We start from the raw sequence: 13121 nt of genomic DNA on the forward strand, positions 1-13121 counted from the left end.
CGATGGCGCTCTTCATTCCCGAATGGACGCGCGCCAGCGGCCGCCAGCTGCAGCAGCGCCGCGTGCTGAACGCGCTCGACGAGGCCAGCATCGTGCGCAAACCCCTGCGTGCACAGGGGCGTGCACAGGACGAGGCGCCGGATCTCTTCATCGAGCACCCCGAGCGCGGCTGGCTGGCGCTGGCAGTAATCGAGCTGCCCTTCGATGCGCTCGACGCCAGCGGGCTGTTCGCCAGCGAAACCCGCGCCGCCTTCGAGGCGACCCTGGCCGCCTGGCGCGCGGCGCTGCCGGATGCACTGCCGCTGCTGCTGGTGCTGTGGGCTTGCGCCGACGAGGAGGTCGATGTGCTGGCGCGCCAGCTCGACCTGCCCAAGCTGCGCCTGCTCTCGCGCGAACGTTTTTTAGCGCGTGGTGCGGCCGGGCTGGCGTCCCTGCAGCGGCCGCTGGCACCAAGCGAGGAAGATGCGCTGCGCACCCGCTTCTTCCCGGAGTCCGGCATTCCGCTGCCCAGCGTGGCGCGCAAGCGTTTTAAGCGCAGCAATGGCGCCAGCCTCGGGCTGTTCCTGGATCCGCAACAGGAGTGGGCCAGCAAGCTCGACCTGGAGCTGCCGGACGAGCAGGCGCAGGCCGCCACCGACCTGACGGTGCGCCTGGTGAACGGCGTCGCCGGCAGCGGCAAGACCCTGATCGCCCTCAGCCGCGCATTGCTGCTGGCCGAGATGCATCCGCGCGAGCGCGTGCTGATCCTGATCCATAACACGCCGATCGTGGCCGACATCTGCGAACGCCTGCACCGCGCGCACGGCAGCCTGCCGCCCAATCTCGAGATCACGACCTATTCGGCCTGGATCCACCGCCAGTGGCGCCGCTTGTATCAGGCGCCGCTGGCGCTGCCGGACGGCCCGGCCTACCTGCCGCAGCTAGTGGCGGATCTGCGCGGGCGCTGGCCGGAACTGAAGCTGAGCGAGGGCCAGCTGATCGAGGAATTCGATTTCCTCAACGAGATGCTGGTCGCCAGCGAAGCCGAATACATGGACACCAGCCGCGCCGGCCGCGGCTTCGCATTGCGCGCACGCGAGCGGCGCGAGATCTGGCAGCTGTTCGAGGCGGTCACCAGCGCCCTGCACGCCGACGGCCTGCGCATGTGGAGCGCGGTCGCTTACGAGGTCTGCCGCGCGCCCCGTCACGGCGCGCTGGAAAAATACGAGCACATCCTGGTCGACGAGGCCCAGTTCTTCGCCCCGTCCTGGTTTCACACCGTCAAACTGGCGCTGCGGCCGAAAGGGCGCCTGTTCCTGTGCGCCGACCCGAACCAAGGTTTCATGAAGAGCCGCCTCAGCTGGCGCAACGCGGGCCTGGACGTGACCGGGCGTACCAAAAAACTGCTGCGTTCCTACCGCACCACGCAGGCCATCCTGCACGCGGCCGGCACCCTGCTGGCACGCGCCGTGCAGGCCGATCCCGAGCATTACCTGGAGCCGGACTTCACCGGCATGGAAGAGGGCGCCGCGCCGATCCTGCTGCGCGTCGACAGCCCGCAGGACGCGGTCGACCGCGCCGTCAACGAGATCGTGGCGCTGGTCGACAAGCATGGTCTGCCGCTGTCGAGCTTTCTCGTCATCTACGGCAGCGACACGCCCAAGCAGCTGCTGTACCGGAGGCTGTGCGGCGCTTTGGGTGCGAAACGCGTCTGGTGGCTGAACAAGGACAAGAAGGAGCCGCCCGACGGCTATGGCCCCGACTACCTGCGCCTGGCGAACCTGGAGACGGCGACCGGCCTCGAAGGCGGGGCCGTGTTCCTGCTGGGGATGGAGAGCCTGCTGGCGGCGCGCGAAGAAGGCGAAGGTGCGCGCGAGTTCGATGCGCGCAAGCTGTACATGGCGATGACCCGCGCCAGCCATCGCCTGGTGCTGCTCAGCACTGACGAGGTGCCGGCCGACGTGCTGCCCCTGTTTCGGGCAGCGTGACGGCGTCGCTGACTACCTGCCGGCCGCGGCGTTGTCGAGTTCCGTCAGCTGTTTTAAACGGCGCGCGGTGAGCTGGGCGCGCCAGCCGGAACCGGGCACCTGCGGATGGCGGATCGACCCATATAACTCCATCGCATCGCGGTAGGCCAGCCAGGCGCGCTGCGCCTTCTCGACGCCGGTCTTGCGGATCGTGCCGAGATAGGAGCTGCTCGCCGGACGATTGACCATGAACTGGCGGTAGGTCGCGTTCATCTTCTGTTCCAGGCTCTCGAACTCGGCTTCCGAGTAGCGCGGCGCCTTGCCCGCCTCGGCGGCGAGGATGTCATCCATGAACTGGTCGAGTTCGGCCGCCTGGACATCGACCCGCAGCGAACGGGTGGCGCTGCTGCCGGCGTCGGTCTCGTAGTCGACCCGGTGCTGGGCGAAATACTGCGCCGCCTTGCTTGCCATTTCCAGGCCCAGCTGTTCCTTGGAATTCCAGCCGCGCGTGAGGGCCGCCAGTTCGCTGCTGCGCGACTTGTCGCGCTGGCGCCCGCGCACCGCCGCACACTGGCCGCGCATGTCGGCGGCGGCGTCGTCGCAGACGTCGATCGGCGCACGGTCGTCGCCGCTGGCACGGCGGCGCAGGTGCTGCACCCGGCTCTTCATTTCGTCGACGGGGCTCTGGATGCTGCAGGCGTGCTTCATGGCCAAGTCGAACTGCGGCGTCATGCCGGCGCCGTTCGCATGCAGCATCAACAACACCCCATGCGCCCCGGTGCGGGCGGCGCAGGCATGCACGCGCTGCCAGTCGGCGTTGCTGGCATCGGGCAGGTTCAGGGTGTCGTAGTACAGCGCCGAAGCATCGCAGCGCCCTTTGGCAGCGGACTGGTCGGCAGGCGCCGGCTTCAGGTGTTTCACGCGCAGGCATTGGCGATACCAGTCGCTGCTGCGCAGCGCCTCGGGCGGCGCGCCATACACGTTCGGGTAAGGCGCCGCCTGGACGGCGCCGATCAGCAAGCCCGACAACAAAAGTGGCCAATACGCAGGGGACATCGCTTTCTCCTGAAAAGTTTCCTGTTGGAAGCTTTAACGCTACCGTGGGCGTTGGAGAGCGGTGGTGAGATGGCGCAATTTTTCCGCAGCGTTGACACGAGCAATGGCGCGGCGCTCGGCGCTGTTCGTTTCCAACAAGAATTTTTACATTCGGTAACCCGTTTTTCGACTTTTCCGTGCAAGAGCATAAACAGTCCATAAAGCTCTGCTAACAGCTTGCAATTTCGACTGTGAACGTGACGCAACGCGCATAAATTTTTTCCGTACGGAAAAGAAAAATTGCGTTTCCCTTGCGTAGAATTGCCACCCATCACTTCTTGACGCCAACCAACATACGGTTGGCGTTTGTTTTTAAACCCCTGTTAGCAGTCGGTTACGAACGGCAGAGCAGTCGCAAAGACGCCACCGAACGGGCGCTGTATCGAAGAGTGGAGCCTCTCGGACAGCAACTGAACAGCAGGCTTTGTTTCACTTTGATTCAGACATAATGCACACCACCGTTTCTGCAGTTTCCGCCCCGATCTCGTCGTCGCGCAGCTCGGTTTTCGCACAGGCCCAACAATATGCCCTGCCTGTCATGTTCGCCCTGTTCGGCGTGATCATGGGTTCGTGGGCCGGCCGCATTCCAGCCCTGGCAGAAGGCGTGCGCGTTTCGCACTCGGCCCTGTCGATGGTGCTGCTGTGCGGCGGCGTTGGCGCCCTGATGTCCTTCCCGGTCTCGTCCTTCCTGATGGGCAAGTTCGGTGCCCGCAAATCCCTGCTGATCTCGGGCCTGGCCCTGCTGTGCGTGCTGGTCTCGATCGGCATGGCGCCGACCGTGTCGCGCCTGATGATGGCTGTGCTGATGCTCGGCATCACCGCCAGCACCTACGACGTGGCCATGAACGCCGCCGCTGCGAAGCGCGAAAAGCAGACGGGCAAGTCGGAAATGTCGATGCTGCACGGCCTGGCCTGCGCAGGCGGCCTGGTCGGCGCAACCCTGGGCAGCCTGATGGGCAGCCTGAAGATCGCTCCGGCCACCCACTTCGTGATGGTTGCGATTCCGCTGGCCATGGCCCTGTACGGCGCCTACACCATGCTCGACGCCGATGATGCGGTCGAGAAGGTCGAAAAGAAGAAGTTCGCACTGCCGCGCGGTCCGATGGCACTGCTGGGCCTGCTGGGCTTCCTGGGTTCGATGTCGGAAGGCAGCATCGCCGACTGGAGCGGCGTGTTCCTCAAAGAGCATTTCGGTGCGACCGACGGCCTGGCGCCACTGGCCCTGACCTGCTTCTCGGCCATGATGCTGATCTCGCGCCTGGTCGGCGACAAACTGAAGGCCCGCTTTGGCGCCCAGCGCCTGGTGACGACCGGCGCCCTGGTGTCGAGCGCCGGCCTGTTCTTCGCGGTGCTGTCGCCGAACGCCTATGTCGCCCTGGGCGGCTTCGCGGTCGCCGGCCTCGGCCTGTCGCTGCTGTTCCCGTTCGTGTTCAGCGCCGCCGGCGCTCAGGGCCCGGTCGCCCTGGCCGGTGTCGCCAGCATGGCCTACAGCGGCACCCTGATGGGCCCGCCGGTGATCGGCGCCATCGCCCACCACGTCGGCATGCAAATGGCGATCGCTTATGTCGGCGGCCTGTCGCTGGTCATCGCCTTCGTTGCCAGCCGTACCCGCCTGCTGAAGTAATCGGTTCGCCGTTTTCCCCGCAGTAGATTCGACGCCGGCTGATGCCGGCGTTTTTTTTGAGGGTGCCGCTCACATGGCCGGCACACCCTCCTTCAGCCACTGCCGTGGCGAGACCCCTACCAGGGCCGTGAATGCCCGCGTAAAAGCGGGCGCGCTGGTATAGCCGGCCTGGCTGCTGACCACCTTCACCGGCATCCCCTTGCGCAACAAATCCTGCGCCATGCCGATGCGCCAGCGCGTCAGGTATTCGCCGGGCGGCATGCCGACCACGTTCCTGAAGTGTTCGGTAAAGCGGGCGCGCGACATGCAGGCTTCGCGCGCGAGCGTCTCAAGCTGCCAGGGTTCATGCGGACGCGCGTGGATCGCGCCCAGCGCCGGCGCCAGCTGGCGGTCGGCCAGTCCGGCCAGCAGGCCGACCGACAAGGTGCCGCTTTCGAATTCGTGGCGCAGCACCTGGATCATCAGCACGTCGCACAGGCGGTCGAGGATGACGTCGCGTCCCTGCGCCTTGCCGGCCGCTTCCGCGAACAGCAATTCCAGCGTGTGCGCCAGCGCAGGCATGCCGGCCAGCGGCTGATACAGGCAAGTAGGCAAGGCGCGCGCGAGCGGATTGGCGCCGCCGTCCTCGAAGCAGATGTGGGCGCACAGCAGGGTGGCGCTGGCGCCGTCGGGGATCTCCAGTACATGGGCCGTACCGCGCGGATAAAACACCATCGCCGGCTGGGTCACCCGCAGCGCCGGCGCACCCTCGTGGCGGAACACGACCGGGCCGCTGCGCACCAGGTGCAGCTGGCCGGCCGTCTTGTCTTCCGCAAAGGCATTCGAATCGCAGAACACGCCGTTGAAGAACACGCGGGCACGAAACGAATAGCGTCCGACCAGCGACGAGATCTTGTCCATAAACTCCATTCTTGAGGATTGGCAGCCTATTCTGGACGATCTGCAAACTTTTGAGAAGTGAATTGACGAAATTGTTGAGGGGTGCGCCCAAAAGGCGCTGTGCGCCGGCCGAGTTGACGAACCCGGCCGGCGCGGCGGCGGTTCAGGCGTTTGGCCAGAGCCGGGCGTGCAGGGCCGCGACCTGTTCCGGCGGCAGGCGCGGCACGCGCGCGGCCGTCAACAGGCCGTTCTGCTCGTGCTCGACGTCGGTCAGCTGGGTGTAGCACAGGCCGGCGAGGAAGGGCAGCGAGGCCAGGCCTTCCATCAGCCGGCAGTAGCGCTGGGCCAGCTCGTCCTCGTTGCGCACATTGCCGTAGTGGTCGTAGAGGCGGTCGCGCCGCCGTTCCGGCCGGTCTGGCGCCATCAGGTAGCCGCCGACTTCGGAAAACACGATCGGCTGGCCGCGGTACTGCGTCCCCGCCAGGAACAGGTCGCGGCCCTTGACCCAGGTGGCGGTCGGCGGCAGCCCCGTCTGCAGGGTGCCGGCATAGCGTTCCAGCAGTTTCTCGACCGGGTGGGAATAGTCGTGGATGGTGCAGACGTCGGTGACGTCGGTGTGCTGCCAGCCGTCGTTGTCGACGACGGGGCGGGTCGAGTCGACCAGACGCGTGCGCGCCACCATCCGTTCCAGGAAATCGTGCTGGTGCGGATGGCGCACCAGTTCCGGAAAACCGAAGCTTTCCACCACCGGCACCCAGGCCACGATCGACGGATGGTTGGCGTCGCGCGTGACGGCGCGCAGCCACTCGATCTCGAGGCGCTCTTCGGACTCCTCCGACCACGAGCGCGCATTCGGCATCTCTTCCCACACCATCAGGCCGAGCCGGTCGCACCAGTAGAGCCAGCGCTCGTGCTCGATCTTCTGGTGCTTGCGCACGCCGTTGAAGCCGAAGCGCTTGGCCCACAGAACGTCGTCGCGCAGCGCCTCGTCGTTCGGCGCGGCCAGCAGGGTGTCGGGCCAGTAGCCCTGGTCGAGCGCCATCAGCAGGAAGATGCGCTCGCCGTTCAGGTGGAACCAGCCGTCCTTCAATTCGATCGAGCGCAGGCCGGCATACGATTCGACGCTGTCGACCAGCTGGCCGCGGTGCAGCAGGCGCACCCGCAGCTTATACAGGTGCGGGTCGCGCGGCGACCAGGGGCGCGGATCCGGCACCTGGGTGCGCAGTGCGAGGCAGGCGCTGCGGCTGGCGCTGCGCGCCCCGGCGCAGATGTGGTCGGAGTCGAGTCCGTCCAGCACGTCGAGCTCGGCTTCCCAATCGTTCGAAGGACCGTGCAGGTGCACGTTCAGCGCCAGCGTGCCGTCGGGCCGGGTCTCGACCATGCTGAGGTAGTCGATGCGCAGCGCCGACACCGGTTCGAGCCAGACGTTCTGCCAGATCCCGCTGGTGCAGTAATAGTAGATGCGCACCGGCGTGCCCGACGCGGACTGCTTGCCGCGCGGCTGGTATGGATCCTGGCGATCCTCGGCGCGCACCGTGATGCGGTTGATGCCAGGCTTCAAGTAGGGCGCGATGTCGAACGAGAAGGGGACGTGGCCGCCGCGGTTGCGGCCCGCCACGCGGCCGTTGACCCAGACGTCGGCGCGGTAGTCGACGGCGCCGAAATGCAGCAGCAGCGCGCCGCTGTCCCAGCCCTCGGGAATCTCGACGCTGCGGCTATACCACATGACCTCGTGGATCTCGCGGCTGCCGATGCCGGAGGTCGTGGATTGATAGGGGAAGGGCACCAGGATCCGCTGGGGCAGTTCGCGCCCGTCGAACCAGCGCTCGGACAGGCCGGCGTTGGCGTCGTCGAAGGCGAACTCCCACCAGCCGTCGAGGCTGGCCCAATGCTGGCGCACCATCTGCGGACGCGGATGGGGAGTATCGAAGGTGTCGTAGCTGCGCATGATGTGGGTGGAACCGAGTGGGGGAGGGGACGGCTGTTTGGTGTGCGCTCGAATAAAGTGTACACCCGAAGCGCAGCCGGAATTCAAGCCCCCCGCGGGCTTGCTCGCGACGCGCGCACCATCGAAAACACGCTGCGCCGGTGGGTGTGCATTGCGCCCGATCTGCGTGCGATCGGCGCCCATCGTGCCGTCATCCTGCACCTGCCGGTGAAGCGCGATCCGATGCGCGCGGCAGCGCCATGCCCCGTGCATGACCGGGGCGGCGGCGTGGATATTTTTGTCGCCTGTGGCGCGGAGCAGACAGCGGTGGCCGGGCCGCTAAAAGTACGGCCACAAACCGGCCCGGCGCTGCCGGTTCGGGTCGGTACCGGCGAGCAGGGCGCGCGCGTGCTGCAGCACGGCCCCGGTGCGCTGGGCGTCGGGATCCCAGATGCAGCGGTGCTTGTCGCGGTCGAGCGGCGCCCAGCGCGCGATGTCGGTGCGGCTGAAAATGACCACGCTCTTCAAGCGCAGGCCGGCCGCGATATGCGACACGCCCGTGTCGTTGCAGACCAGCAGACGCGCATTCTTCATCAGCGCCGCCATGGCCCCGATCGAGATGGGAGCGGCGGCATTGATCGCGCGCGCCTGCATGTGGCTGGCCGTTTCCCGCACCAGCTCGGCCTCGTCGGGCGAGCCGGTCAGCACCACGCCGACGCCGAATTCGGCAGCCAGGCGGTCGGCCACTTCGGCGAAGCGCTGTGGCGGCCAGCGCTTGTCGCGCTTCCTGGCGCCGGGGTGCACGCAGATGTAATTGCCGGGTTCGAGGCCGGCGGCGATGCCGCTCGCTTCGAGTTCTTGCCGGTCTTCCGGCGCCACAGGAAATTCGAGATAGTCGCCGGCGGCACTGGCGCCCAGCCGCTCGACCAGGCGCAGCAGCCGGTCGGGCTCGGCGCCCACTTCGGGATACGGGAACAGCACCGTGCGTTCGGTGTCGACCGCCTTGCCCGCGCAGTAGCCGGCCATGGCCTGGGCGCCAAAGCCGGCCACGATCTCGTTGGTGACGGCGCCATTGCCGTGCAACTGCAGCGCCAGCGTGAAGCGGCGCGCGCACAGGCCGGCATAGAAGGGCGTCAGCTCTTCGTGGCGGGTTTCCTGCTCGGGCAGCAGCGGATGGCCGGGAAAGGGCACGAAGTCGTCGATGTAATGGTGGAAGCGGCGCGCGAACTGGCGCGCCCAGGGCAGGCCGACGAGCGTGATGCGCGCCTTCGGCAGCGCCGTGCGCAATGCGCGCAGGGCCGGAACGGCGCACAGCATGTCGCCCAGGTGCAGCGCGCGGAAGACGACAACGGATGCGATGTCGAGTCGGTGGAAAAGCGGACGCCGGGACACAGTTTCCTCCATGGGTATCAGGAATGCAGCGGGCAAGGGGCCGTCATGGGACATCAATGCAGCAGCAGGCGGTCGAGGACGTTGCGGGTGATGCGCTCGACGCTGCGGTCGCGGCCGTCGGCCAAGACCTGCGCCCAGTCGCTGGTACCGGCCGAGAACACGGTGCCGCCGCCTTCGAACAGGCCGAGCGTCGCCGCGTGCATGCCCTCGCCGGCTGCATGGCGTTCGCGCGCCGGCAAGGACTGCCAGCGGGCGTCGAGCGGGCAGGCGGCCAGCAGCTGGTAGCCCGCGGGCGTGCCGGTTTCGTCGGCCCAGGCCGACAGCAGCGCCGTGCCGTTCTCGTGGTCGAAGGCGTCGAGCGGCGCGCCGTCGCATGCGCAGCCGGCCAGCGGCGGCCAGGTGTCGGCGCCGAAGGCCTCGCCCTGCGCCAGGCCGGTGCCCGTGAATACCCAGTGCGCGGGACGCTGGACGACGAAGCCTGCAGACACGCGCGCGCCGTCCCACCAGCTGCCGCCGTGGCGGTGGCTGGCGCCGGTGATGCGGTCTTCGGGCCGTCCGGCGCCGCTGGCCGGCCACCAGCGATCAAACGCCGCGCGCCGCTCGCCCTGGTGGCAGACGAGGAAGCGCCCGCCGCCCACCAGGTGCACGCGCCAGCAGCACAGCCTGGCGCAGAACCAGGCGGCGTTGCCGCCGGCGGCGACGAAATCCTCGACCGCGGCGCGTCCCGCCTCCGTCCAGTAGGCGTCCTGCCCCGCGCCGACCAGCAGGCGGTAGCGCAGCAGCAGTGCGGGATCGGCATGCAGGTCGAGGTCGGTGCAGAATTCCGGCGTATAGCCCTGGCGCGCCAGCCAGTGGATGAAGCGCGCATCCCAATGGGCGAAACTGTGGCGCGGTGACGTCGGGTCGTAATGGTCGGGCGCGCCCCAGGTGGGGCCGCCGATGCCGCCGCCAGGACGCTGCAGCGACACGCGTGCGCCGGGCGGGTCGATCGAGGCCGGCGCTCGATGGTGAAAGCAGGCGCCGCCGCTCAGGTTGTAGGCATGCCAGGTTGCCAGCGGCAGTTTATACAGCATGCCGCCGCGGCGTTCGCCGCGCACCACGAACAGGGCGGCGGCGGAATCGAGCGACAGCGACAGCGGCCGTTTACTTTCGGCTTCCTCCAGGTGGGCGATGTAGACGCCGGACGGCCAGTGCGTCGGCACGGAAAACCCGTAGGGCGGCCAGTCCCAGTCGTCGCCGGCGCCGCGCTCACGCGCGCGTTCGCCGGGCAGCCAGGGCGAGCTGTGCAGCGCCTCGAAGCCATCGTGCCAGCGGTAGAAGTGAACGCGGAAGCGGCGGCTGTCGGTCGCCACGTGCAGCAGCAGGCGTTCGCCGGGCAGCACGCTGGCGCGGCCGGGATAGGCGCGGATCATGCCGGCTCCCGCAGGGAGGACAACGCATCGCAGGTGCCGGGCACGACGGGATCATCGTTCATCGTCTTCTCCTGTTGCTGACGCGGCGCTGGGCTGATCCAGTTCATCTTTGAGCAGGATGAGCTGTCGTTAGTTCGGCCCGCCCGACGCGGCTGATGCAGGTCTGGAGAAGGGAAGAATCAGGAAACCTGGAGAGGGATTTATGGTCTGAGGTGATGTGGCAAGGTCAGCAGTCCGGTGTAGACCACGGCGGCGCGGCTCGCGGTATGATGGACGATCCACTTTCAACGCGACCCGACGATGCTGAAAACGCCTTCGACCTTCACGCCCCTGATGGCCCCGCAAGACCATGCGGATCCATTGATTTTCCTCTTCCACGGCGGACGCGTGCTGGTACGCGAACACGATTTCGCCCTGCCCGACGCCGCCACGCTGTCCGGGCTCGACATCGCGCCATCCCACCTGCAGCCGGTCGGCCTGCTGGGCGAGCGCTATTGCCAGGCCGGCTGGCTCGACAGCGAGGAGACGCCTGCGGGATATGCCTGGCGCGGCCTGCGCACGCTGCTGTTTTCCGAGGCCGACGAGGCGATCGTGGGTGTGGCCGGGCGCGCGGCGCAGATCGCGGAATGGGCGCGTACCCATCGCTTCTGCGGCGCCTGCGGCCAGCCGATGGCGCGCGTGGCGCACGAGCGCAGCTTCAAATGCGGCGCCTGCGGCCATCTCGCCTATCCGCGGATCTCACCGGCGATGATGGTCTTGATCCGCAAGGACGACGCCTACCTGATGGCGCTGCACGTCGCCTCGCCGACGAAGCGCTTCACGCCGCTGGCCGGCTTCCTGGAGGCGGGCGAATCGATCGAGGAAGCGATCCACCGCGAAGTGTATGAAGAGGTGGGGCTGCGGGTGACGAACCTGCGCTATTTCGCGAGCCAGTCCTGGCCCTTCCCGCATTCCCTGATGATCGCCTTTACGGCCGATTACGCCGGCGGCGAGATTCGCCTCGACACCAGCGAGATTGCCGAGGCGCGCTGGTTCGGGCCGGATGACGAATGGCCGGAGCGCGTGCCGCACATTTCGGTGTCGAGTGTGCTCGTCGACGCGCACCGGCCGCCGGGCGCCTGATAAGCCCCCATGGCGGCGTTGCCTCGTCTCGCCGTACTAGCGTACTGTCTTCGACGATGTGCCTTGCCCTGGGGACTTCTCAGGCGCCTGTTAGTTAGCTGGTTAGTTCGGCAGCGCCGGCGTCGTCCGCACCTCGATCGCCGCGGCCGTGCTGTCCTGGCTGGCCGCCACCTGCACCTGCACGCCGGCGTCGGGCCGGGTGCCGGTGCTGCGCAACTGCACCGCGCGCTGCAGCAGGTCGAACCAGAAGGGCGCGCCGAACAGCGTCGTCGAGGCGGTCACGATCCAGCCGGCCGCCTGCAGGGCAAAAGCGGTGTCGAGCACGGGCGGAAAACTCGTCCAGCCGATCGGCAGCGCCCACAGCTGGCGCAGGGTCTCGGCGTCGAGCGCCGTCGGGGCGGCGCCGATGTGGGCCGCCAGCTGCGGCTGCTGCCACAGGGTGCGGAACAGGGCGATGCTGTCGATGTTGAACAGGATGGCCAGCAGCAGCGAGATCAGGAAGGAGATCAGCAGCTGGCGCCGTTTGTAGTTGCCCGACAGGCGCTGCATCGCATTGTCGAACCAGCCGGCGATCAGGCGCTGGAAGCGCTCGAGGTCGCCGCCGGCGCGCGCATACAACCCCTGCAGCGCGCGCCGCACCTGCGGATCGGCGACGGCGTCGATGTCGGCGCCGAGACGGGCGAAATTGCCCGGCACCTGCTGGATGCTGTCGATCAGGGCGATCGCGAAGTAACCCGGTTCGATATAGGATGGCCGCGTCGCGAGTGCGCGCTCGTCGGCGACCTTGCCGTCGCTGTGCGGATTGACCAGCGGGTGCGCATACACCATTTGCGCCAGCGCGGTGAAGCGCGGATCGTTGAGCATGCTTTTGATCCCTGCCAGCAGGGTGTTGGCACGCAGGCGGAAGGCCGCCGCCAGCGCTTCCTGCACGGTCGCCACGATCAGCGCCACCGTGCCGTAACAAAACGTCAAACCGATTGCCAGTTCCAGTACCGAGCTTCCGAACATAGGCCGCCTCCGTAGGGTGAAGTACCGATCCACGCTAGCGCATCCCTGCAACAGATGAGTCTGGTTTGCTCAAGAAAACAGCAGCCCTCCGGTGGGCCCGGCCCATTTTCTATATACTGACGGCAATCGTATTTTTAGGGTTTCCTATGTCTCACAATGATGAATTCACCGAACACGACTGGCGCCGCCTGCTGGCCAGCCTCGGTGAGGATCCGAACCGTCCCGGCCTGCACGAAACGCCTGCGCGCGTGAGTAAAGCCTGGAAGCACTGGACCTCGGGCTACGGCCAGGATCCGGTGTCGGTGCTGAAGGCCTTCGAGGACGGCGCGGAGCAGTACAACGAACTGATCGTGGTGCGCGGCATCCCCGTGTACAGCCACTGCGAGCACCACTTGGCGCCCTTCTTCGGCAAGGCCACCGTCGGCTATCTGCCGAACGGCAAAATCGTCGGCCTGTCGAAGCTGACCCGCCTGGTCGACATCTTCTCCAAGCGCCTGCAGGTGCAGGAACGCATGACGATGCAGATCGCCAACGCGCTGATGGAAGTGCTGGAGCCGAAGGCAGTGGGCGTGGTCGTGAAATGCCGCCACATGTGCATGGAAAGCCGCGGCATCCGCACGCAGGGCGAAGAAACGATCACCTCCTGCATGCTGGGAGAGTTGCAGCCGAATTTAGCATTGCGCACTGAATTCCTGGCGCTGGCCAGGGATTGAGCT

10 protein-coding genes are annotated in these 13121 nt (G+C 67.2%); 4 read left to right on the top strand and 6 right to left on the bottom strand.

Features of this window, described 5'->3' with window-relative positions; genetic code table 11:
- Positions 1–2: 2 nt before the first annotated feature.
- A complete protein-coding gene (locus ASF77_RS15620) occupies positions 3–1967 on the top strand; it encodes a hypothetical protein (protein ID WP_056341132.1) in 1965 nt (654 codons plus the stop codon).
- 12 nt (positions 1968–1979) lie between these two features.
- Here the strand turns inward: ASF77_RS15620 and ASF77_RS15625 are convergent, their stop codons facing one another.
- Positions 1980–3002 carry a lysozyme inhibitor LprI family protein gene (locus tag ASF77_RS15625; RefSeq protein WP_082493805.1) on the bottom strand — a complete coding sequence of 341 codons (1023 nt, stop codon included), beginning with the start codon at positions 3000–3002 and terminating at the stop codon, positions 1980–1982.
- A gap of 577 nt (positions 3003–3579) precedes the next feature.
- Here ASF77_RS15625 and ASF77_RS15630 point away from each other — a divergent pair.
- Complete coding sequence (locus ASF77_RS15630; RefSeq protein ID WP_056341137.1) at positions 3580–4665, top strand: MFS transporter; 1086 nt, start codon at positions 3580–3582, stop codon at positions 4663–4665.
- A gap of 69 nt (positions 4666–4734) precedes the next feature.
- On the opposite strand, the gene ASF77_RS15635 is transcribed toward ASF77_RS15630, so the two are convergent.
- From ASF77_RS15635 to ASF77_RS15650, 4 genes are all read right to left on the bottom strand, one after another.
- The gene (locus ASF77_RS15635) at positions 4735–5565 is read right to left on the bottom strand and encodes an AraC family transcriptional regulator (protein ID WP_056341139.1); all 831 of its coding nucleotides are present in this window, start codon (positions 5563–5565) and stop codon (positions 4735–4737) included.
- A 142-nt stretch (positions 5566–5707) separates the two neighbouring features.
- The gene (locus ASF77_RS15640; RefSeq protein ID WP_162244862.1) at positions 5708–7492 is read right to left on the bottom strand and encodes a glycoside hydrolase family 2 protein; all 1785 of its coding nucleotides are present in this window, start codon (positions 7490–7492) and stop codon (positions 5708–5710) included.
- Positions 7493–7810: 318 nt separating this feature from the next.
- Positions 7811–8863 (bottom strand): glycosyltransferase family 9 protein, encoded by a 1053-nt coding sequence (locus tag ASF77_RS15645; protein ID WP_082493809.1) that lies wholly within the window; start codon positions 8861–8863, stop codon positions 7811–7813.
- A 53-nt stretch (positions 8864–8916) separates the two neighbouring features.
- Positions 8917–10275: a N,N-dimethylformamidase beta subunit family domain-containing protein gene (locus ASF77_RS15650; RefSeq protein ID WP_056341142.1), complete on the bottom strand. Its 1359-nt coding sequence runs from the start codon at positions 10273–10275 to the stop codon at positions 8917–8919.
- 300 nt (positions 10276–10575) lie between these two features.
- Here ASF77_RS15650 and nudC point away from each other — a divergent pair, with 300 nt between their 5' ends.
- Positions 10576–11397, top strand: coding sequence for an NAD(+) diphosphatase (gene nudC, locus ASF77_RS15655; protein ID WP_082493810.1), 822 nt, complete (start codon positions 10576–10578; stop codon positions 11395–11397).
- Positions 11398–11499: 102 nt separating this feature from the next.
- Here the strand turns inward: nudC and ASF77_RS15660 are convergent, their stop codons facing one another.
- Entirely contained in the window at positions 11500–12405 is a 906-nt protein-coding gene (locus tag ASF77_RS15660) for a hypothetical protein (RefSeq protein WP_056341144.1), read from the bottom strand.
- A gap of 146 nt (positions 12406–12551) precedes the next feature.
- Between ASF77_RS15660 and folE the strand changes: the two genes are divergently transcribed.
- Positions 12552–13118, top strand: coding sequence for a GTP cyclohydrolase I FolE (gene folE, locus ASF77_RS15665; protein ID WP_056341146.1), 567 nt, complete (start codon positions 12552–12554; stop codon positions 13116–13118).
- Positions 13119–13121: the final 3 nt, after the last annotated feature.

Source organism: Massilia sp. Leaf139, assembly GCF_001424165.1.
Lineage (GTDB): Bacteria > Pseudomonadota > Gammaproteobacteria > Burkholderiales > Burkholderiaceae_D > Telluria.

What these genes read in the sequence shown, in the direction of transcription:
- ASF77_RS15620 (WP_056341132.1), top strand. Translation starts at nt 3, where the DNA reads ATGGCGCTCTTCATTCCCGAATGGACGCGCGCCAGCGGCCGCCAGCTG.
- ASF77_RS15625 (WP_082493805.1), bottom strand. Translation starts at nt 3,002, where the DNA reads ATGTCCCCTGCGTATTGGCCACTTTTGTTGTCGGGCTTGCTGATCGGC.
- ASF77_RS15630 (WP_056341137.1), top strand. Translation starts at nt 3,580, where the DNA reads ATGTTCGCCCTGTTCGGCGTGATCATGGGTTCGTGGGCCGGCCGCATT.
- ASF77_RS15635 (WP_056341139.1), bottom strand. Translation starts at nt 5,565, where the DNA reads ATGGACAAGATCTCGTCGCTGGTCGGACGCTATTCGTTTCGTGCCCGC.
- ASF77_RS15640 (WP_162244862.1), bottom strand. Translation starts at nt 7,492, where the DNA reads ATGCGCAGCTACGACACCTTCGATACTCCCCATCCGCGTCCGCAGATG.
- ASF77_RS15650 (WP_056341142.1), bottom strand. Translation starts at nt 10,275, where the DNA reads ATGATCCGCGCCTATCCCGGCCGCGCCAGCGTGCTGCCCGGCGAACGC.
- nudC (WP_082493810.1), top strand. Translation starts at nt 10,576, where the DNA reads ATGCTGAAAACGCCTTCGACCTTCACGCCCCTGATGGCCCCGCAAGAC.
- ASF77_RS15660 (WP_056341144.1), bottom strand. Translation starts at nt 12,405, where the DNA reads ATGTTCGGAAGCTCGGTACTGGAACTGGCAATCGGTTTGACGTTTTGT.
- folE (WP_056341146.1), top strand. Translation starts at nt 12,552, where the DNA reads ATGTCTCACAATGATGAATTCACCGAACACGACTGGCGCCGCCTGCTG.